The organism is Ruegeria sp. ABD4_443 (assembly GCF_056160865.1).
The window spans coordinates 619,367-638,565 of sequence record NZ_JBSWYA010000001.1 but is presented as its reverse complement, the minus strand read 5'-3'; the positions used below and the strand labels follow the sequence as shown (position 1 = coordinate 638,565).

Annotated in this window: 20 protein-coding genes; 9 read left to right on the top strand and 11 right to left on the bottom strand. The window is 61.2% G+C overall.

What is annotated here, in order from left to right; genetic code table 11:
• Positions 1-23: 23 nt before the first annotated feature.
• From ACXAG8_RS03195 to glmM, 4 genes are all read left to right on the top strand, one after another.
• Positions 24-665 carry a cell wall hydrolase gene (locus tag ACXAG8_RS03195; RefSeq protein WP_475222066.1) on the top strand — a complete coding sequence of 214 codons (642 nt, stop codon included), beginning with the start codon at positions 24-26 and terminating at the stop codon, positions 663-665.
• 237 nt (positions 666-902) lie between these two features.
• Complete coding sequence (locus tag ACXAG8_RS03190) at positions 903-1,823, top strand: dihydroneopterin aldolase (protein WP_475222065.1); 921 nt, start codon at positions 903-905, stop codon at positions 1,821-1,823.
• Complete coding sequence (gene folP, locus ACXAG8_RS03185; protein ID WP_475222063.1) at positions 1,820-2,818, top strand: dihydropteroate synthase; 999 nt, start codon at positions 1,820-1,822, stop codon at positions 2,816-2,818. The genes ACXAG8_RS03190 and folP overlap by 4 nt, the downstream gene beginning before the upstream one ends.
• A 34-nt stretch (positions 2,819-2,852) precedes the next feature.
• Positions 2,853-4,196: a phosphoglucosamine mutase gene (gene glmM, locus ACXAG8_RS03180; protein ID WP_475222061.1), complete on the top strand. Its 1,344-nt coding sequence runs from the start codon at positions 2,853-2,855 to the stop codon at positions 4,194-4,196.
• Here glmM and ACXAG8_RS03175 read toward each other — a convergent pair.
• Positions 4,193-5,095 (bottom strand): DMT family transporter, encoded by a 903-nt coding sequence (locus ACXAG8_RS03175; protein WP_475222059.1) that lies wholly within the window; start codon positions 5,093-5,095, stop codon positions 4,193-4,195. The genes glmM and ACXAG8_RS03175 overlap by 4 nt on opposite strands.
• Before the next feature lie 77 nt (positions 5,096-5,172).
• Complete coding sequence (gene ilvC, locus ACXAG8_RS03170) at positions 5,173-6,195, bottom strand: ketol-acid reductoisomerase (protein WP_155151382.1); 1,023 nt, start codon at positions 6,193-6,195, stop codon at positions 5,173-5,175.
• A gap of 131 nt (positions 6,196-6,326) precedes the next feature.
• On the opposite strand from ilvC, the gene ACXAG8_RS03165 reads away from it, so the two are divergent.
• Together ACXAG8_RS03165 and ACXAG8_RS03160 are read left to right on the top strand one after the other, a co-directional pair.
• Complete coding sequence (locus tag ACXAG8_RS03165; RefSeq protein ID WP_475222058.1) at positions 6,327-6,782, top strand: Lrp/AsnC family transcriptional regulator; 456 nt, start codon at positions 6,327-6,329, stop codon at positions 6,780-6,782.
• The gene (locus ACXAG8_RS03160; RefSeq protein ID WP_475222056.1) at positions 6,779-7,237 is read left to right on the top strand and encodes an Lrp/AsnC family transcriptional regulator; all 459 of its coding nucleotides are present in this window, start codon (positions 6,779-6,781) and stop codon (positions 7,235-7,237) included. Before ACXAG8_RS03165 ends, ACXAG8_RS03160 begins: the two co-directional genes overlap by 4 nt.
• A 6-nt stretch (positions 7,238-7,243) precedes the next feature.
• Here ACXAG8_RS03160 and ACXAG8_RS03155 read toward each other — a convergent pair whose 3' ends face one another.
• Positions 7,244-7,945 carry a GntR family transcriptional regulator gene (locus ACXAG8_RS03155; RefSeq protein WP_475222054.1) on the bottom strand — a complete coding sequence of 234 codons (702 nt, stop codon included), beginning with the start codon at positions 7,943-7,945 and terminating at the stop codon, positions 7,244-7,246.
• A 233-nt stretch (positions 7,946-8,178) separates the two neighbouring features.
• On the opposite strand from ACXAG8_RS03155, the gene ACXAG8_RS03150 reads away from it, so the two are divergent.
• A complete protein-coding gene (locus tag ACXAG8_RS03150) occupies positions 8,179-9,306 on the top strand; it encodes an aminotransferase class V-fold PLP-dependent enzyme (RefSeq protein ID WP_475222053.1) in 1,128 nt (375 codons plus the stop codon).
• 14 nt (positions 9,307-9,320) lie between these two features.
• Here ACXAG8_RS03150 and ACXAG8_RS03145 read toward each other — a convergent pair whose 3' ends face one another.
• From ACXAG8_RS03145 to ACXAG8_RS03135, 3 genes are all read right to left on the bottom strand, one after another.
• Complete coding sequence (locus tag ACXAG8_RS03145; protein WP_475222051.1) at positions 9,321-10,517, bottom strand: UbiH/UbiF family hydroxylase; 1,197 nt, start codon at positions 10,515-10,517, stop codon at positions 9,321-9,323.
• 74 nt (positions 10,518-10,591) lie between these two features.
• Positions 10,592-10,840, bottom strand: coding sequence for a hypothetical protein (locus ACXAG8_RS03140; protein ID WP_475222050.1), 249 nt, complete (start codon positions 10,838-10,840; stop codon positions 10,592-10,594).
• 85 nt (positions 10,841-10,925) lie between these two features.
• Positions 10,926-11,570, bottom strand: coding sequence for a pyrimidine 5'-nucleotidase (locus ACXAG8_RS03135; RefSeq protein ID WP_475222049.1), 645 nt, complete (start codon positions 11,568-11,570; stop codon positions 10,926-10,928).
• A 101-nt stretch (positions 11,571-11,671) separates the two neighbouring features.
• Between ACXAG8_RS03135 and ACXAG8_RS03130 the strand changes: the two genes are divergently transcribed.
• Complete coding sequence (locus ACXAG8_RS03130; protein ID WP_475222047.1) at positions 11,672-12,319, top strand: GntR family transcriptional regulator; 648 nt, start codon at positions 11,672-11,674, stop codon at positions 12,317-12,319.
• Between the two features lie 6 nt (positions 12,320-12,325).
• Here ACXAG8_RS03130 and ACXAG8_RS03125 read toward each other — a convergent pair whose 3' ends face one another.
• Both ACXAG8_RS03125 and carA read right to left on the bottom strand, forming a co-directional pair.
• Positions 12,326-14,140: a glycosyltransferase family 2 protein gene (locus tag ACXAG8_RS03125; RefSeq protein WP_475222045.1), complete on the bottom strand. Its 1,815-nt coding sequence runs from the start codon at positions 14,138-14,140 to the stop codon at positions 12,326-12,328.
• Positions 14,141-14,298: 158 nt separating this feature from the next.
• Positions 14,299-15,465 carry a glutamine-hydrolyzing carbamoyl-phosphate synthase small subunit gene (carA, locus tag ACXAG8_RS03120; RefSeq protein WP_475222043.1) on the bottom strand — a complete coding sequence of 389 codons (1,167 nt, stop codon included), beginning with the start codon at positions 15,463-15,465 and terminating at the stop codon, positions 14,299-14,301.
• Between the two features lie 183 nt (positions 15,466-15,648).
• Between carA and ACXAG8_RS03115 the strand changes: the two genes are divergently transcribed.
• Positions 15,649-16,134 carry a GatB/YqeY domain-containing protein gene (locus tag ACXAG8_RS03115; protein ID WP_475222041.1) on the top strand — a complete coding sequence of 162 codons (486 nt, stop codon included), beginning with the start codon at positions 15,649-15,651 and terminating at the stop codon, positions 16,132-16,134.
• A 15-nt stretch (positions 16,135-16,149) separates the two neighbouring features.
• On the opposite strand, the gene ACXAG8_RS03110 is transcribed toward ACXAG8_RS03115, so the two are convergent.
• The 3 genes from ACXAG8_RS03110 to ctaD form a co-directional block, all read right to left on the bottom strand.
• On the bottom strand, positions 16,150-16,647 hold the full coding sequence (locus ACXAG8_RS03110; protein ID WP_475222040.1) for a DUF2244 domain-containing protein: 498 nt from the start codon (positions 16,645-16,647) through the stop codon (positions 16,150-16,152).
• Between the two features lie 44 nt (positions 16,648-16,691).
• Positions 16,692-17,291 (bottom strand): DsbA family protein, encoded by a 600-nt coding sequence (locus ACXAG8_RS03105; RefSeq protein ID WP_475222038.1) that lies wholly within the window; start codon positions 17,289-17,291, stop codon positions 16,692-16,694.
• 152 nt (positions 17,292-17,443) lie between these two features.
• Positions 17,444-19,102 (bottom strand): cytochrome c oxidase subunit I, encoded by a 1,659-nt coding sequence (ctaD, locus tag ACXAG8_RS03100; RefSeq protein WP_475222036.1) that lies wholly within the window; start codon positions 19,100-19,102, stop codon positions 17,444-17,446.
• Positions 19,103-19,199 lie beyond the last annotated feature (97 nt).

Genomic DNA, 19,199 nt, shown 5'->3' with positions numbered 1-19,199 from the left:
AAGTGCCTGTGCGAGGTTATCTGATGCTACGTTACATATTGGCTGCTGCCATAATGGCGGCAACCGTGCTGCCGAGTGCGTCCTTTGCTGAGAGGGAAGCCACAGAATCCGCCAAGCGAGAGCTTGTCGCGCGCAATGAATTGCCGGGGCAGAGCTTTCGTGACTACCTGAAACTGTTCAAGCTTCGAAAAGAGCCTGAACCGGTCGAGGTGTCCTATTCCAAGGCCTGGCTTGACGGCCAGCCGAAACCAACCGGCGACGAAAACTGGAAATGCCTGGCCGAGGCGCTGTATTTCGAAGCGCGCGGCGAAAGCGTCCGGGGCCAGTTTGCCGTTGCCGAAGTGATCCTGAACCGGGTCGAAAGCGAACGCTTTCCGGACTCGTTGTGCGGTGTCATCCGTCAGGGAACCGGCAAGAAATATCAGTGCCAGTTCACCTATACCTGCGATGGGCACAAGGAAGTGATCCACGAAAAGAAAGCCTATGAACGGGTTGCCAAGGTTGCCCGCGCCTCGATCGACGGCGTGGCAAAGCAGTTGACCAGCGGTGCAACGCATTACCACACCAAGGCGGTTCGTCCGTCCTGGGCGCGCGTGTACAAGGAAACCGCGCGGATTGGCGTTCATATCTTCTATCGCCACAACTACCGGACAGCCAGCAACTGACCGGTGTGCCCGCGCCGCCCTGGGCGCGGGGCTTTTCAGGATCAGCCGCGCGGGCCGAAAGGCCCGTTTTGCCGTTCCGGGGCACCGATGGGCAATCCAGCGGTTCGGCATGCATCGCCGGATGCCGGTCCCGGTGCCGTTTTCGATGTCTGGTGTGGCGTTTGCTTGAATGCTATAGGCGCCGGTAACGTCCAGATTGGACCAACCCCGCCCGATGATTTTCAAAAGGCCCGCGACATGAGTTCTGAAATCCGCCTTGCCTTTGCCCATCCGTCCGAACGGTCCGAGGCGACCGCGCAGCGCGGGCCGCTGGACCGGATATCCCTGCGCGACCATATCGTCGAGGTCGAGATCGGCGCGTTTCAGGCCGAGCGGGGCACGACCCAGCGCATCTGTTTCAACATCGTGGTCGAAGTGCGTCCGCTGTCGGACCCGATTGATGACGATGTGGACAGAATTCTGTCCTATGACCGGGTGACCGAGGCCATCGCCTTTGAACTTGGCGACGAGCGGTTGAACTTGCTGGAAACGCTTGCCGAGCGGATTGCCGAGCGAATTTTGCTTGAACCTCAGGCCGTAAGAGCCTTTGTTCGAATAGAAAAGCTTGACCGTGGGCCGGGCGCGCTTGGGGTTGAGATCGTGCGCGGCAAGGATGGTGTGCATCACGAGGTTGTCGAAGAAGACCGCCCCCATCCCCGGCTGGTTTTCCTGTCCAACGCGGCCATCGGGTCGGGTAATCTGACCGGCTGGATCGACCAGCTGGAAAATCGTCAGCGCCCCTTGATTCTGTGCGTCGGGGCCTCGGACTGGGGCGTGCCGCAAACCGGGCACGCCATGACCCAGCGCCGAATTGATCTTTTGGCAATCGAACAGAATGCTTGGGTTCTGGCCGCCAAGGACCCCCGCTGTGTCGTCGTATCGACCCGGACCGAGCTGGATTGGGCGATGAAGAACGGGCAGATTTGTGTCTGGGCGCCGTCCAAGATCGTGCTGGATGCGGTGGACGGTCCGTCTGCGGCACCCTCGGACGCGGTCGCGCTTGCCGCGTGGTTTGCCGCCACATTCGAGGCCAGCGAGATGCTGGTCATCGGCGGAGAGCTGCCCGACGCTCCCAAGACACCCCTGCGTGCCGTTCCCGTGGAACAGGCGCAGCTGTGACGGGGTATTACCGGCCATTGGTCCAGCATGGCCCGGCCCGTCCGGATGGCGCGGTGGCACTGGCCGGTCAGCGCCTGTGGTTCACCCATGCCCAACATCTGACCCGCGATGGCGCGCCCAGGGTCGTCGCTGCGCGGGACATACCGGCCAAGATGCTGGAACGGTTATCTGGCCCCCGCGCGCCGATTGCCGGGCTTGCCATGGACACCCCGCAGATCATGGGGATTTTGAACACAACGCCCGACAGTTTCTCGGATGGGGGCCGACACAACTCGATCCCTGCGGCGCGGGCCGCGGCTGTGGAAATGGTGGCGCATGGGGCCAGCATTCTTGATATCGGCGGTGAATCCACACGGCCCGGCGCGGATTTCGTGCCCGAAGATGAGGAAATCGCGCGCACGCAACCGGTGATCCGGGCAATCCGTGACGAAACCGATGCCCTGATCTCGATCGATACCCGAAAGGCCGGGGTCGCTCGCGCGGCCCGTGACGCCGGTGCCGGTCTGGTCAATGATGTGTCCGGGTTTACCTTTGATCCGGCGCTTGCAACGTTCTGCGCCGAGGCGGGCATGCCGGTTTGCGTCATGCACATGCAGGGCGAGCCCGGCACGATGCAGGAAAGCCCGACCTACGGGAATGTCTTGCTGGACGTTTACGACTTTCTCGAAGCCCAGGTTGATACGCTGGAACAGGCAGGATTGGCGCGGCACAACATCATAGTCGATCCCGGTATCGGTTTCGGCAAGACCGAAGACCATAACCTGGACCTGCTGCGCAATCTCAGCCTGTTTCACGGGCTGGGCTGTCCGGTTCTTTTGGGGGTGTCGCGCAAGGGTTTCATTGGCAGGATCGGGCAAGAGCCCCGCAAGGATGCGCGGGCTCCGGGGTCAATCGCCGTCGCTTTGGCCGGATTGTCGCAAGGAGTGCAGATCATTCGCGTTCATGACGTGGTCGAAACAGCTCAGGCCTTGCGCCTGTGGGCCGCCGTCCGGTAATCCGGTCACAGGTAATTTTTGTGGAGTAGCACGTATGCGCAAGCTGTTCGGAACCGACGGGGTGCGAGGCACCGCCAACACGCACCCGATGACGGCAGAGATGGCATTGCGCATCGGGGCGGCCGTGGGGCGCTATTTCCGGCGCGACGCAAGCGGCGTGCACCGTGTGGTAATCGGCAAGGATACGCGGCTTTCGGGCTACATGCTGGAAAACGCGCTGACGGCGGGTTTGACGTCGACGGGTATGAACGTGTTGTTGCTGGGTCCGGTTCCGACGCCGGCTGTCGGGTTGATGACCCGGTCGATGCGCGCGGATCTGGGGGTGATGATTTCGGCCAGCCACAACCCGGCCGAAGATAACGGGATCAAGTTTTTCGGCCCGGACGGGTTCAAGCTGTCGGACCAGGCCGAACTTGAGATCGAGGAACTGATCGAAAACGGTGTCAGCCCCGCGCAGGCAAAGAATATCGGGCGGGCGCGCCGTGTGGATGATGCGCGGTTCCGCTATGGCGAACGGATCAAGTCTTCGTTGCCGCGCGACCTGCGCCTGGACGGCCTGAAGGTGGTGATCGACTGTGCCAATGGCGCAGCACACCGTACCGCGCCCGAGGTCCTGTGGGAACTGGGGGCGGATGTCATCCCCATCGGCACGTCGCCGGATGGCAAGAATATCAACCTTGGTTGCGGCTCGACCCAGCCGCGCATTGCCGCTGAAACCGTGGTTGCGCATGGGGCACATGTCGGGATCTGCCTGGATGGCGATGCGGACCGTGTCGTCGTCATAGATGAAAAGGGCCAGGTCGCGGATGGCGATCAACTGATGGCGCTTCTGGCTTCGACCTGGAACCGGGCGGGGCTTTTGAAAGGCGGCGCATTGGTTGCCACGGTGATGTCGAACCTTGGCCTGGAGCGGTATCTGGCAGGGCAGGGGCTGCGGCTGGAACGGACCGCAGTGGGCGACCGCTATGTGGTGGAACGGATGCGTGCAGGCGGGTTCAACCTGGGCGGAGAGCAATCCGGCCACATCGTCATGACCGATTACGCAACAACCGGCGACGGATTGATGGCCGGGCTGCATTTCCTGGCCGAGTTGGTTGATTCCGGGCGCAAAGCCTCGGAACTGGCCGGTCAGTTCGAAACGGTTCCGCAACTGTTGAAGAATGTGCGATATGCCGACGGGCAGGCCCCGCTTGAGGTGGATCGGGTGAAGTCGGCCATCGCCGCGGCCGAAGAACGCCTGACCGGTCTGGGGCGCCTGCTGATCCGAAAATCCGGAACCGAGCCCTTGATCCGCGTGATGGCGGAATGCGAGGATGACGCGCTTTTGACCCAGGTGGTCGACGGTATCGTGGCCGAGGTCGAGGCGGTTGCGGGCTAACGCCCGATCAGCATCTTGCGCAGGCTGAACCACTGGCTGATCGCCAACCCGGTCAGGATCATGATCAGCGCGATGTAGAATCGCAATGGCAGCGCCTCGGACAGAATCCAGGCGCCAAAGATCATCGACCAGATCGGCACCTGATAGTTGACCAGGGTCAGGAACACGGAGCCGGCGCTGCGAATGATCGAAACGCGCAGCAAGGTGGCGAATGCGGTGGGCAAAAGGCCCAGCGCGATGATCGCCAGACCAGAGCGCGTGCCCTCCCAGCGGGGAACGCCTTCGGTCACCAGCATGATCGGCAGCAAAAGCACCGCGCCAACCACCAGCGACAGCGCGGCCAGCGCCACAGGATCAACCGGCGGGCACCGCCGGGTAAAGATCGACGCGCAGGAATAGCACAGGGCCGCCCCGATACAGGCTAGCTGAGCCAGGGGTTCGGCTCCCTGTCCGATTTGCGCCAACCCCGGGCCAATCAGTACTAGTGCGCCACAAAAGCCCAGGGACACCCCAAGGAGCCTGCGCAAGTTCAGCGGCTCATCGGAAAAGAAATGCGCCAAGGGCAATACCATCAGTGGGATCGCTGCCATCGACAGGCCCGCAAAGGCCGAGGCCACATATTGCTGCCCCCAACTGAGTAACATGAAAGGCAGCGCAGTCGACAAAACGCCAATGACGGCGATGTAACCCCAAAGTTTCGGATTGCCCCAAGGCAGCCTGCGCCCGGTTAGTGCCATCATCCCAAGCAAGGTCAACGCACCCAATGTGGTCCGTGCGGTGGCAACAGTAACCGGGCCATACCCTTCCAGCGCGATGGCGACGACCATGAAAGTCCCGCCCCAGATGAGACCCAGGGCAATGACGCCGCTCCAATCGCGGGATGTGGGTTGATCAACCATGTCGGGCCCTAAAACCAGGAAGTGTTGAGACAAAAAGGGCGGCCGCTTGGCCGCCCCTTCTTAAAGAACCGTCAGGATCAGTTCTTTTCCTTGTCGACCATTTTACCGGCCGAGATCCAGGGCATCATGCCACGCAGTTTCGCGCCGGTTTCTTCGATCATATGCTCGTCATTGGCACGGCGCGACGCTTTGATGGTCGGCTGGCCAACAGCGTTTTCCAGCATGAAATCACGAACGAATTTACCCTGCTGGATGTCGTTCAGAACCTCTTTCATGCGCGCTTTGGTCTCGTCGTATTTCAGGATACGCGGGCCGGTGACGTATTGGCCGTATTCGGCCGTGTTCGAGATCGAGTAATCCATGTTGGCGATGCCGCCTTCATAGATCAGGTCAACGATCAGCTTCACTTCGTGCAGACACTCGAAATAGGCCATTTCGGGCGCGTAACCGGCCTCGACCAGGGTTTCAAAGCCGCAGCGGATCAGCTCGACCAGGCCACCGCACAGAACGGCCTGTTCGCCGAACAGGTCGGTTTCGCATTCTTCGCGGAAGTTGGTCTCGATGATGCCCGAGCGCCCGCCACCGATGGCCGAGCAATAGGACAGGCCGATTTCCAGCGCTTTGCCGGTTGCGTCATTGTCAACGGCCACAAGGCAGGGCACGCCGCCGCCTTTGGTGTATTCGCCACGCACGGTGTGGCCGGGGCCTTTGGGGGCCATCATGATGACGTCGACGCCTTCTTTCGGCTCGATCAGGCCGAAATGCACGTTCAGGCCGTGGGCAAACGCGATGGCGGCACCCGGCTTGATGTTGTCATGCACATATTTCTTGTAGGTTTCAGCCTGCAATTCGTCGGGCATGGTGAACATGATCACGTCGCACCAGGCCGCCGCTTCGGCGATGCCCATCACTTGCAGACCTTCGGCTTCGGCCTTCTTGGCCGAGGGCGAGCCTTCGCGCAGGGCGATAACCAGGTTCTTGGCGCCCGAGTCGCGCAGGTTCAGCGCGTGGGCGTGGCCTTGGCTGCCATAGCCCAGAATAGCCACTTTTTTGTCTTTGATCAGGTTGATGTCGCAATCGCGATCGTAATAGACGCGCATTTCGCTGGTCCTTTCTGTTTGAATTGCAGTGCTTTTATCCGGGTGGCGCGATATATGCGAGCGTTTTGGGATTGAGTATTTGGGAAAAAGATGAAGATATATTCGTTGATTGACCAGAAAACGGAAAATTCATGCTTGACGACCTTGATCGGCGAATCCTGCGGCATTTTCAGGCGGACCCCAGCCTGACGACAGCGGAACTGGCAGATCGATGCCGGATTACCCAGGGCGTTTGTTGGCGGCGGATTGAAAAGATGCAGGCGGCGGGGATCATTCAGGGGCAGGAGGCCGTCATTGATTGGGCGGCGCTGGGATATGCTGTTGAGGTTTCGTTGCGGGTGACGCTGGACAAGACCCAGCCCCGTGCCTTTGATGATTTCACCGCATCCGCGCGCAAGGTCGCCGAGGTCATTGAAATCCAGACATTTCTGGGCCGGGTGGATGTGCGCCTGTCGGTGCTGGCGCGCGACATGGCCCATTATCAGCAGGTTTACCGCGATTGCATTCTGACCCTGCCGCATATCGCGGATATCGAGGCGCTGATGCATATTGCGCGGGTCAAGCAGGACGAGGCGCTGCCGATATGATGGAGCTGGACGATATTGACCGAAAGATCCTGCGTGCGCTGGCGCAGGATGCAAGCCAAAGTGCGGGGGCGTTAGGGCGGGTTTTCGGGTTGTCGCAGCCGGCCACATGGCGCCGAATTCGCCGGCTGGAACAGGCCGGTGTAATCAAGGGGCGCCGGTTGCGGCTGAACAGAGAGGCACTGGGATTTGGGGTCACGGTGTTTCTGGGGGTCAAGCTGGCGCGCAAGGGGCAGGTCAGCCTGGCGGATTTCGAGCGCGCCGTCAGCGCCATTCCCGAGGTGCAGACGGTCGAGCATGTGCTGGGGCTGTATGATTACCGACTGCGCGTCGTGGCGCGCGACCTGGCCGATTTCGAGCGTGTCTTGCGGCGCAGGATCATGACCCTTCCGGGCGCGGGCGAGGTCGAGGCCAATGTGTTGCTCAGCGAAGAACGGCTTGCCGGGCCAATCCGGTGACGCCGATCAGTACCGGGTGCGGATGCAATAGCCCTGGTGATGGGTCATGCGCGCGAAGGTCATCGGGTGCCCGCTTTTCCAGGTGGTCCGTTCAAGTTGGATCATCGAGGTCCCGGTTGTCGTGCCCATATATTCGGCCAGCCGCCCATCGGCGGAAATGGCGCTGAAGGCGATTTCCGCCTCGGTGAAGGGGGCGGCATTCAGCAACCATTCGTGGGGACCGCTTTCGCGGAAATCGGCCTGTTCGACCTCGGGGGCTGCATCAATGTTGATCCAGCGTTCTTCAAGCTGAAAGGGGCGGTTGTTGCCGTAATGCATGCAGATCACATGCAGAACGCGCGCCTGTGACCCAAGGCCGAGCTGCGAGCTGAGCCAGCCAGGGCTTGCGATGACTTCGCGTTCGACCAGGGAATACCGGTAGATGGCGTTTTGATCTTCGACCATTTGCCGGGCCAGAAGAAATTCGAGCTTGGCCTGCTTGCTGGGCGATTTCTTGACGCGTGTGCCGCTTTTGCGTTTGCGTTCGACAAAGCCCTGTTCGGCCAGTTCCCGCAAGGCCCTGTTCACGGTGGCGCGGGCGCAGCCGAATTCTTCGGCCAGTTGTGTCTCGGTTGGCAGCAGGGACCCTTGGGGCCAGACGCGGGTTTCGATCCGTCTTTTGACCTCGTCGCGTACGACCTGAAAACTGATCCGCTTATGCGCCGTCACGGGTGTCCTCGCCTGCTCTTGTTCAAAGTGTGCGTATCTGTTCAGAAACACGTCAGGGTGTAAAGAGAGGGTGACACTAATTGGCGTCATTTCCCCGGAATTCCCCGTAACCCGGTGGCGGAAATTGGCGCATTTATCCAGTGTTTCATGCATTTGCGGGCTTGACGGGGCCGGGCTTTGTCATTGTTGTCGAACCGTGCAGAAGATCGGGACGTCAAAGGGAAGGACACAATATGCCGGCATTGTTGAAAACTGTTGACCCGGAAGGGCTCGAAGAGTTCTCGGTCGTGTTCACGGATCGGTCTCTCAATCATATGTCCCAGACCTTTCAACAGGTGATGCGGGATATCTCGAGGATGTTGCGGGCGGTGTACAATGCCGATGCCGTGGCCGTCATTCCGGGGGGTGGCACCTATGGGATGGAGGCCGTCGCCCGGCAATTTGCCCGGGGGGCCAGTGTCGTGGTCGTGCGAAACGGATGGTTTTCCTACCGCTGGAGCCAGATTTTCGAATCCGGTGACCTGACGGCGGATACGACCGTTCTGAAGGCGCGCGAAACGGGCAATTCCAGCCCGTCGCCCTTTGCGCCTGCCCCCATCGAAGAGGTCGTGGACACCATCCGGTCAAAGAAACCGGACATCGTGTTTGCCCCGCATGTGGAAACGGCAGCGGGGGTCATTTTGCCTGACGACTATATCTCGGCGATGGCTGCCGCCGCGCATGAGGTTGGTGCCTTGATGGTGTTGGATTGTATCGCCTCGGGATGTGCCTGGGTGGATATGAAGGCAACGGGGGTCGATGTCCTGATCTCGGCGCCGCAAAAGGGATGGAGCGCGTCGCCCTGTGCCGGTCTGGTGATGCTGTCCGAACGGGCCGAGGCGCGGCTTGCGGAAACAACATCAGACAGTTTTGCGATTGACCTGAAGAAATGGCGGCAGATCATGCAGGCCTATGAAGACGGGGGTCATGCCTATCACGCGACGATGCCCACGGACGCATTGCGCGCCTTTCGCGATACGATGGCCGAAACCCGCGATTGCGGGTTCGAAAAGCTGAGGGCCGCGCAATGGGCGCTGGGCGATGGGGTGCGCGAGATGCTGCGCGCCAAGGGTGTTGTTTCGGTGGCCGCAGACGGGTTTGGCGCGCCCGGGGTCGTTGTCAGTTACACCGCTGATCCAGACATTCAAAACGGCAGCAAATTTGCCGCGCTGGGCATGCAGATCGCAGCGGGCGTTCCGCTGCAATGTGACGAACCCGAAGGGTTTCGCACCTTTCGGCTGGGTCTGTTCGGGTTGGACAAATTGTACGACGTGCCCGGCACGCTGGGGCGTCTTGAAAGGGTTCTGAACAAGGTTCTGTAGCGGCGGCGCCTGCCTCAGCGCACGCCCAGCCCCATCTGCATCAGCGTCTTGCGCACCGGCGGCAAGGAATACAGTGCGTTCAGCCCCATGGCACGCGCGTCGCGCAGCGGGCGTGCCTGCATCATGGAGGCCCTGTTCAAAAGGTCGATGCCTTTGACACGTATCGCGATCTCGGTATGGCGGGCCTTGTGATAGGCCCCAAGCATCTGCGCATCGCCCAGACCATCCCGCCGCGCCACGGCCAGGTCAAGAAGGCATCGAAGGTCGCCCAGCGACATGTTCAGGCCCTGCGCCCCAATCGGCGGAACCACATGGGCGGCCTCGGCCATCAGCGCGACGCGCTCGGCCGACAGCCGTTCGGCAGATTGGCTGATAATCGGCCAGATCGTGCGCCGCGACGCCAGGCTGAGGGGGCCAAACAGCCCACAGGACCGCTGGGTCATGGCCTGTTCGAAGGTCTCGGTATCCATGTTCAGCAACTCAACCGCGCGGGGGCCGCGTTCCATCCAGACGATGGCCGATGACGGCTGACCCTGCCAGTCGGGCAGAGGCACCAGTGTGAACGGTCCGCCCGAGCGGTGGATCTCGGTCGAGACATTTTCATGCGGGATCGGGTGGGTGACCGCGAATGCCAGTGCCTTTTGACCATACCGCGTGCTGTGCACCCTGATCCCCGCGGCCTCGCGCATGGGCGAGGCGCGCCCGTCCGCCGCGACCACCAGCTTGCACCGGATACGGCTGCCGTCGCTCAGCCCGACGCGTGCCTCATGCGTGCGGGTGAACAGGCTGACTGTTCCGGTTCCCGGACGGAAATCGACATTGGGAAGCTCGGCCAGTCGCGCGACCATCTCGCGCCGCAGCAACCAGTTGGGCAGGTTCCAGCCAAAGGGCTGGTCCGAGATATCTGCCGCGTTGAAATCGCGCACGACACGCGGTTCCGGGACATCGCCGCCGGCATCCACGATGCGCATGATCTGCAACGGGGCGGCATGGGCATCCAGACGTTGCCACAGGCCGCATTGTTCAAGCAGCCCATGCGCCGGTTGCAGAAAGGCCGTCGTCCGCAGGTCCGAACCATCGACGTCACGTTCGGTGATTGGCGGAGCAGGGTCGACGCATATGACGTCGAAACCGGCCGTTCCAAAGACCGCCGCGGCGGTCAACCCGGCGATCCCGCCGCCGGAAATCAGGATGTCACATTTGTCGGTCATTGCGCAGTTCTCCGATTCAGGGGGACACTAGTCCTGAACCCAGCCGGGCACCAAGTGACATCCTGTCCCGTGCCTTAGCCGCGGGAAACGAGGATCAGCAGCAAGAACATGACCGGCACCATTGCCAGGGCCGGCAGGTACAAGCCCGGCAGGCCGAACAGCATGATCAGGCATCCCCACATCGACAGAACTGCGCCCAGCGTGTACCACAGGTCGCCGGGCGCGCCATTTGCCGCGTCCCGGGCCATCCAGCCAAAAAGCGGAATTGCATAGACAATGCGCTGCCAGAGCGGCAGGCGCGGGTAAAGTTCCGTTGCACTCATGAGGGGCTCCTATCCGTTCGTCGCACTGCGGATATAGGTGCGGGGACCGCCCTCGGTCAGGTGCAATTCGTCGCAGGTTGGCCGGTCAGGTCAACAGGGCAAGAAACGCGGTCAGATCGTCTGTATGGTGGTGAATATGGTCCGCCTCATGCGGGTCGGGCGCGACGTGAACCGTGCGCATCCCCATGGCATGCGGCGCCGCCAGGTTGCGGGGGTCGTCTTCGAACATGGCGGCCCGGTCGGTGCGGATACCATCGCGCGAAAAGATTGTCTCAAAAGCGGCCTGGTCCGGCTTCGGGCGGTACTCGGCGTGTTCGACGCCGTAGATTGCATCGAACAGGCCGGACAATCCGCGGGCGGCCAGTACCCGTTCCGCATAGGGTGCGCTGCCATTGGTGTAGACGATGCGCCGTCCGGGCAACGCCCCGATATGCGCCGCCAGCGCGGGGTCGGGCTCCATGTGGCTCAGGTCGACCTGGTGCACCGCGTGTAAATAGGGTTCGGGGTCCAGGTCATGCTCGGCCATCAGCCCGGCGAGCGTTGTGCCGTATTGCTGCCAGTACAGGGACCGCAGGCGGTCCGCCTCGGGCCGGTCCACGCGCAGGGCATCGACCACGTAATCGGTCATCAAGACCTCGATCTGGTCGAACAGGCGCATATGCGGCGGATAAAGGGTGTTGTCGAGGTCGAACACCCATTGAGATACGTGGCTGAAGGCAGGTTTGACCATATCGCGGGTTTAGGCCGCGGCGGTGCGGAATTCAATGCCGCACTTGATCGCTGACCCGAAGGACGGCTAGACATGGCGGAACGAACAGAAAAAGAGATCAAATGAGCCAGTCCCGACACCCCGGCAAGGATGCCTACAGCCTCATACTGGAAGCGATCGATATCGGGGTTTACAAACCGGGAGACCGGTTGGTGGAAAGCGAACTGGCCGAGCGGTTCGGCGTTTCGCGTACACCGATCCGCGAGGCGTTGCAGCGGCTGGAAACGCAGTCCTTGCTGGAACGCGACGGCCGTTCCCTGATCGTTGCGTCGCTGGATCACAACCAGATGGCCGAGCTGTATGTCGTGCGCCGCGAACTGGAAGGCCTGGCGGCCCGTCTTGCCGCGCGGCACGCCACCGAAGAGGAAATTCGCGTGTTGCAGGACATGGTGGCCGAAGATGACGCGCTGGTGGATGACCCAAGCGCATTGTCGCGGGCCAACCGGCGGTTTCACGAACAGATTCACCTGGCGTCGCATAACCGGTACCTGGTGCAGCAACTGGACCTTGTGCACCGGACAATGGCGTTGATGGCAACGACATCGCTGGCGGCGCAGGGGCGCGGAGAGCTGGCACAGGGTGAACACAAGGGGATTGTCGAGGCCATCGCCTCGCATGACGAGGACGGCGCCGAACGGGCGTTAAAGGAACATATCTCGGTGGCGTTCATGACCCGTTTGAAACAGGACGCGATTCAGCGCGAGAAATAACGCCGCTCAGCTTGCCGCGCTTTCTTCGGCGGCTTGCCCGTGCTGTGTCTTGTCCCAGAAAAAGGGTTTGCCCAGCAGTTCCCACAACGCCTTGTACCCGGCCAGGACGCCAAGCGGGTAATACAGCGCCATTGTCGGAACCCAAGGGATCAGGAACCGGCGTTTGCCTGCGGCGACCCCCAGCGCGCCGACCAGGAAATTTGCCAGTTCGGCGGCGAAAAACACATAGACACAGGCGGACAGGATCGCGGGGGCGACAAGCCCCTGAAACGGTTGCGCCACACCCAGGAATGTCAGCCAGAACACCCACAGGACCGGCGCCAGCAGGAATTGCCCGACGGTTCCCAGAAAAAACGCCTGCACGCCCAGAAACCGCAGCAACCCCAGTTCCTGCAACAAGCGGCGCGGTGATCGCATATGCACGAGGTAGGTCACCATGAAGCCCTTGAGCCAGCGCGAGCGTTGTTTGACCCACGGCCAGGCACGGAAATTTGCCTCTTCGTAAGTGGCGGTGTCGACGACTTCGGTGCGATACCCCGCCCGGCTGAGCCGCACACCCAGATCCGCGTCCTCGGTCACGTTATGGGCATCCCACCCGCCCAGCTCGGTCAACTTGTCCCGGCGGAAAAAGAAGGTTGTCCCCCCAAGCGGAACGACAAGCCCAAGCCGCGCAATGCCCGGCAAGATGACCCGGAACCAGCCGCTGTATTCGATGGTAAAGCAGCGCGACCGCCAATTGGTGCGCGGGTTGTAATAGTCCAGAACCCCCTGGACACAGACAACATCATCGGGCGCGCTGGCAAAATGTCTGGCGACGGTTTCTATCTGGTCGGGAACCGGGGCGTCCTCGGCATCCCAGACCCCCAGAATGTCGCCCCGGCAGAAATCCAGGGCATAGTTCATCGCCCGCGGCTTGGTTGTCAGGTCTCCGTGCGCGGGCACGACAATGGCGCGGATCCAGCTTGGCAGGTCGACATTCTCCAGCGCCGCGCGCGTGACCTCATCCCGTTCTTCCAGAACCAGGATGACATCCAGCAACGCCTTGGGATAGGTCAGTCGGCGCAACCGCTTGATCAGGACATCCGCGATTTCACGCTCCTTGTAGAGCGGGACCATCACCGACACACACGGCATCCGAAGCGGAACAGGAGTGTCCTTTTTCATCCGGGGGCGGCCATGGATCAGAAAGGCGGCCAATCCGGCCAGCCGCAGCGCCAGAAACAGGGCCAGGGTCAGAACCGCCGCCCAGAACAGGATCGCGCCACCGGTCGCCGGTGCGCTGGCGAAAACGGCCAAAGCGCCCAACAGGCAGGCCAGTGGCCGAAGGCGCGATTTTGCCGCCCAGTTCCGGCAGCTTTGGGTCGGATCGACCCGGGTTTCCGCGCTTTGTGCCAAGTCGGATTTGTAACACCGCGCTATGGCTGCATCGATCGCCTCGGGCGCGGCCAGAACCGGGGAAACAGCGTATCCGCAATCGGCCAGTTCGCGGCTGATCCGGTCGAACCGGTCGGGGCGAGCGGTTGCAACCAAAAGGACATGCCCCACGCGTCGCCAGGGAAGGACGTTATGTTCCAGCCAAAAAGAGACAGGTTTTATCGCGCAAAGCCCCCGAGGCGGCGGCGTTTCGTGCAGATCGGCAATCTGAAGCCCCGTCTGCTGCGACAGTGCATCCAGCACATCGGCCCGGCTTGCCCAGCCTTCGGCCACCAAAATCTCACCCAGGGGCGCATTCTGGCGTCCTTGCAGGTGCAAGGCCTTGTTGACCTGGTCATGGGTGACAATCCCAAGGTCCACCAAATAAGCGCCAAGCGGCCTTCCCACGCGCCTGCGCGGGACCGCGGATATAGCCAACGGGTGCCGAAGGTTCATTTCGACCATGTTCAAACCCTGCCGCCTTGTTTGGCGCCAAGGTCGCTTGACCATGGTTAATTTGACGTTAACGCGTGAGAATCACCGCAAATGGCGATCCGCGCACCGGTTCAGGCGTGGGCTTTTTTCTCGGCCATCGCGGCGGCGAAACGTTCGAACAGATAGAAACTGTCCTGCGGGCCGGGCGAGGCTTCGGGGTGGTATTGAACCGAATAGACCGGGCGATCCGTCATGCGGATGCCGCAGTTCGAGCCATCGAACAGCGACTGGTGGGTTTCGACCACGCCATTGGGCAGCGATTGTGCATCCACCGCAAAGCCGTGGTTCATCGACGTGATCTCGACCTTGCCGGTTTCCAGATCCTTGACCGGGTGGTTGGCGCCGTGGTGGCCGTGGTTCATCTTGACCGTCTGACCGCCCAATGCCAGCGCCAGCATCTGGTGCCCAAGACAGATACCGAACACGGGGATTTCCGTGGTTTCCAGGATCTCTTTGATCATCGGCACCGCGTAGGCGCCGGTGGCCGCCGGATCGCCCGGGCCGTTGGACAGGAACAGGCCGTCTGGATTGTGGGCCAGAACCTCTGCCGCCGTCGCCGTGGCAGGCAGAACCGTGACATCGCATCCGGCAGAGGCAAGGCAGCGCAGGATGTTGCGCTTGGCGCCGTAATCCACCGCGACAACCTTGTGAACCGGAGCTTCTTGCCGCTGGTAACCATCCGGCCAGGCCCAACGCATTTCGTCCCAGCGATAGCTTTGGGCACAGGTGACGTCCTTGGCCAGGTCCATCCCCTCAAGCCCAGCAAAACCGCGGGCGGCAGCAATCAGCGCTGCGATGTCGAAATTGCCTTCGGGGTCATGCGCCAATGCAACATGGGGCGCGCCCTGCTGGCGGATCGCACGGGTCAGGCGGCGCGTGTCCACGCCCCCGATGGCGATACGTCCGCGCCGTTCCAGCCAGGTCTTGAGCTCTTCGGCCGAGCGCCAGTTCGACGGCTCGGTCGGGTCCCACTTGACGACCATGCCAGCGGCAACCGGATCGGTGGTTTCGTCGTCTTCGGGGTTTACACCGACATTGCCGATATGCGGGAAGGTAAAAGTCACGATCTGCCCCGCATAGGACGGGTCGGTCATGATTTCCTGATACCCGGTCATGGCCGTGTTAAAGCACAGCTCGGCCACGGTTTGGCCGGTTGCTCCGAAGCCCATGCCGTAAAACAGGGTTCCGTCGGCCAGCGCCAGACATGCTGTGGGCTTGGACGTGGCATTCTGGGTCATGACGCGACTCTCCTGATGGGTAAATCGGCGCATTCCTAAGGGGGATATGGCGCTGGGTCAAGTGTGTTCAAATTTTAGGCTATTGTTGTTTTTCAATGGTTTAACCTTTTTCGAGGCCTGTTGTGCCCCGCTTTTTGTTTCTATATGGTCGGGGTTCCGTTGCCATGGGGATGGACCAACAAGATGGATATGCGATCAAGGGTGAACACTGCCCTGAAGCAAGCAATGAAAGACAAGGCCGCCGAGCGGTTGTCGACACTTCGCCTGATCAACGCCGCGATCAAGGACCGCGATATCGCGACACGCGGCGGCGCCAGCGAAGAGGCCAAGGGCTGCGGCGACGCAGAGGTGCTTGAGATTCTTGGGAAAATGACCAAGCAGCGCAAGGAAAGCGCGCGCGCCTACGAAGAGGGCGGGCGCCTGGACCTGGCCGAGCGGGAATTGCGCGAGGTCGCCATCATCGAGGAATTCTTGCCCAAGCAGCTGGATGATGACGAAATCGCCAAGGCGATTCAGACGGCGGTCAGTTCGACCGGCGCGGGTTCGATCCGCGACATGGGCAAGGTGATGGGTGAGCTCAAGGCGCGCTATACCGGGCAGATGGATTTCGGCAAAGTCGGCCCGATGGTCAAGGACCATCTGTGTGCCGCAGGCGGCAACGGCTGCTGATCCGAAACAAAGCGCCTAGCCGCATGCACCGCCGCCGCTGGGCAGTTTCTTTACCAGATCATCATAAAGTGCGATCCGTTCGTCTTCGGACAGGAACGCCCCGATTTCGACCTCGCGGCCGTCGCCGACAAGGGTGACGTAATGGGGGACAGGCCCGCCATGCCGGTGCATTTCCGGGCGGGCCCAGTACCGGTTGCAGGTCCATTCCTTGGCTGCGTTCCGGGGTGTTTGGTGCACAAGATGCGCCTGATCATCCGTCAGGGTCAGAATTTCCAGCACGCTGCGCGCGCGGTAATTGGCCTCGAACGCCAGCCAAAGCCCCGCAACGGTTATCAGAAGAAACGGCAGCAGCCCCCAAAGTAATGCCGATCCCAGCACCGCCATCAACGGGATCAGGCCAAAGGCAAAGACCAACAGCACAACACTCATCGCACCACGGGGCGGCAAGGCGTTGTGCGGCCACAGGCGCAGCTCTTGTTCACGTTCTGAAATCTGTGACCAACGATAGGGCATAGGGCGAAAATAGTGTCCCGATCCTCAGAGTCGATGGTCAGCCCTCAGACAACATGTCCCACGCGGGCCCAGGACAGGGCGTCATCCAGCCGGTCATCGCCCCAAAACACCTCTCCGCGCACGACAAAGCTGGGCGCGCCGAACACACCCAGCCGGGTTGCGGTGTCGGTCGCGGTCGCAAGCGCCGCCTGAATGTCCGGACCGCGCGCCCGTGCAAGGGTGGGGCGGGGGTCTTGCTGACAGCGAAACAGCGCCTCGGACAGGGCACTTTCGCTCCCGGCTTCGATGCCATCTTCGAACCAGATGCGATACAGGGCCTGGGTAAAGTCCTTGCCCCATCCATCGGACATACCCATCAGCGCAACCTGGTTGGCCAATGCCAGATCCGAGATCGGATAGGGCGCGGGCAGCTGCGCATGTATGTGGTACTTGGCGGCCCGGCGTTCGATGTCGCGCCACATATACGCCGATTTCACCGGCTTTCCGGCGAATGGGATGTTCTGCTGCTGCGACATGACCGTGCGCACGTTGAACGGGCGCCAATGCACCGTCGCGTCATGTTCATTGCACCAATCGTCCAGGCGCATGACGGTCAGGTAGCTGTAGGTGCTGCCGATGGAAAACCAGAAATCGATTTCGGGCATGGTGATCCTCCGGGGCTGCGGATGGATGACTACAATACCCGATTTTTGCCGTTCTGGCGATAACCGCCCGGTTTCAGAGCGGTGCAGGACCTGTTCCCACAAAGAAAAAACCCCGCCGAAACAGGCGGGGTTTTCCTTGATTTGCCTTGGGATCAGTGGGCGTGGCCCTTGTCCCAATCCTCTTGCTTGGGCAACTGCTCGAACGTGTGTTCGGGCGGCGGCGAGGGCAGGGTCCATTCCAGCGTATCCGCGTATTCGTTCCAGTAGTTGTTCTGGGTGATCTTCGCGCCACGCAGCAGGGCGTAGATCACGATCGCAAAGAACAGCAGGAACGAGGCGAACGAGATGAACGCACCAATCGACGACACAAAGTTCCACTGGGCGAATGCCTCGGGATAGTCGATGTAACGGCGCGGCATGCCCTGACGGCCCAGGAAGTGCTGCGGGAAGAAGGTCAGGTTGGCGCCGATGAAGAACAGCCAGAAGTGAACCTTGCCCCAGAACTCGGAATACTGACGACCGGTCATTTTGCCGAAGTAGAAATACATGCCGGCAAAGATCGCAAAGACCGCACCCAGAGACATCACATAGTGGAAGTGAGCCACCACATAGTAGGTGTCGTGATACGCACGGTCCACGCCTGCCTGCGACAGTACAACGCCGGTCACACCGCCAACGGTGAACAGGAACAGGAAGCCAAAGGCAAACAGCATCGGCGTCTTGAACTCGATCGAACCGCCCCACATGGTCGCGATCCACGAGAAGACCTTGACACCGGTCGGAACCGCGATGACCATCGTGGCCAGCATGAAATACGCCTGCTGACGCAGCGACATGCCAACGGTGTACATGTGGTGCGCCCACACGACAAAGCCCAGAACACCAATCGCGATAATCGCCCAGACCATCGGCAGGTAGCCAAAGATCGGCTTGCGCGAGAAGGTCGCGATGACGTGGCTGATGATGCCGAAACCGGGCAGGATCACGATGTACACTTCCGGGTGGCCGAAGAACCACAGGATGTGCTGATACAGGATCGGGTCGCCGCCACCGGCCGGATCAAAGAAGGTGAAACCAAAGTTGCGGTCCATCAGCAGCATGGTGATCGCGCCCGCCAGAACCGGCAGGGACAGCAGAATCAGCCACGAGGTGACGAAGATCGACCAGCTGAACAGCGGCACCTTGAACAGGGTCATGCCGGGGGCACGCATGTTCAGGAAGGTGGTGATCATGTTGATCGCGCCAAGGATCGAGGAGGCGCCCGATACGTGCACGGCAAAGATCGCAAGGTCCATGGACATGCCGCCCTCGGTCGTGGACAGCGGCGGGTACAGAACCCAACCCACGCCCGACCCGAGCTGGTCATTGCCGCCGGGGCTGAGCAGCGAGGCGACGCCCAGCGAGGTGCCGGCAACATAAAGCCAGAAGGACAGGTTGTTCATCCGCGGGAACGCCATATCCGGCGCACCGATCTGCAACGGCATGAAATAGTTGCCAAATCCGCCAAAGAGGGCGGGAATGACCACGAAGAACATCATCAGAACGCCGTGATAGGTGATCATCACGTTCCACAGGTGCCCGTTCGGGGTGCACGGATCGGCCATGAAGCCTTCCAGGCACATGTACTGAACACCGGGGTGCATCAGTTCAAGCCGCATGTAGACGGTCATCATGACCGAGATCAAACCGGCAAGTGCCGAGACGATCAGGTACAGAATCCCGATGTCCTTGTGGTTGGTCGACATGAACCAGCGGGTGAAAAAGCCGCGCTGGTCTTCATGATCATGACCATGAATGGCTGCGTCTGCCATTAGGTGCCTCCTGTTGCAACTAGACCGCGCAGCCAGACCTCTCCGGCGCGCGGGTTTCACGCTGGTTTTAGATTGCAAGGGGGGCGCCTTCAATGGC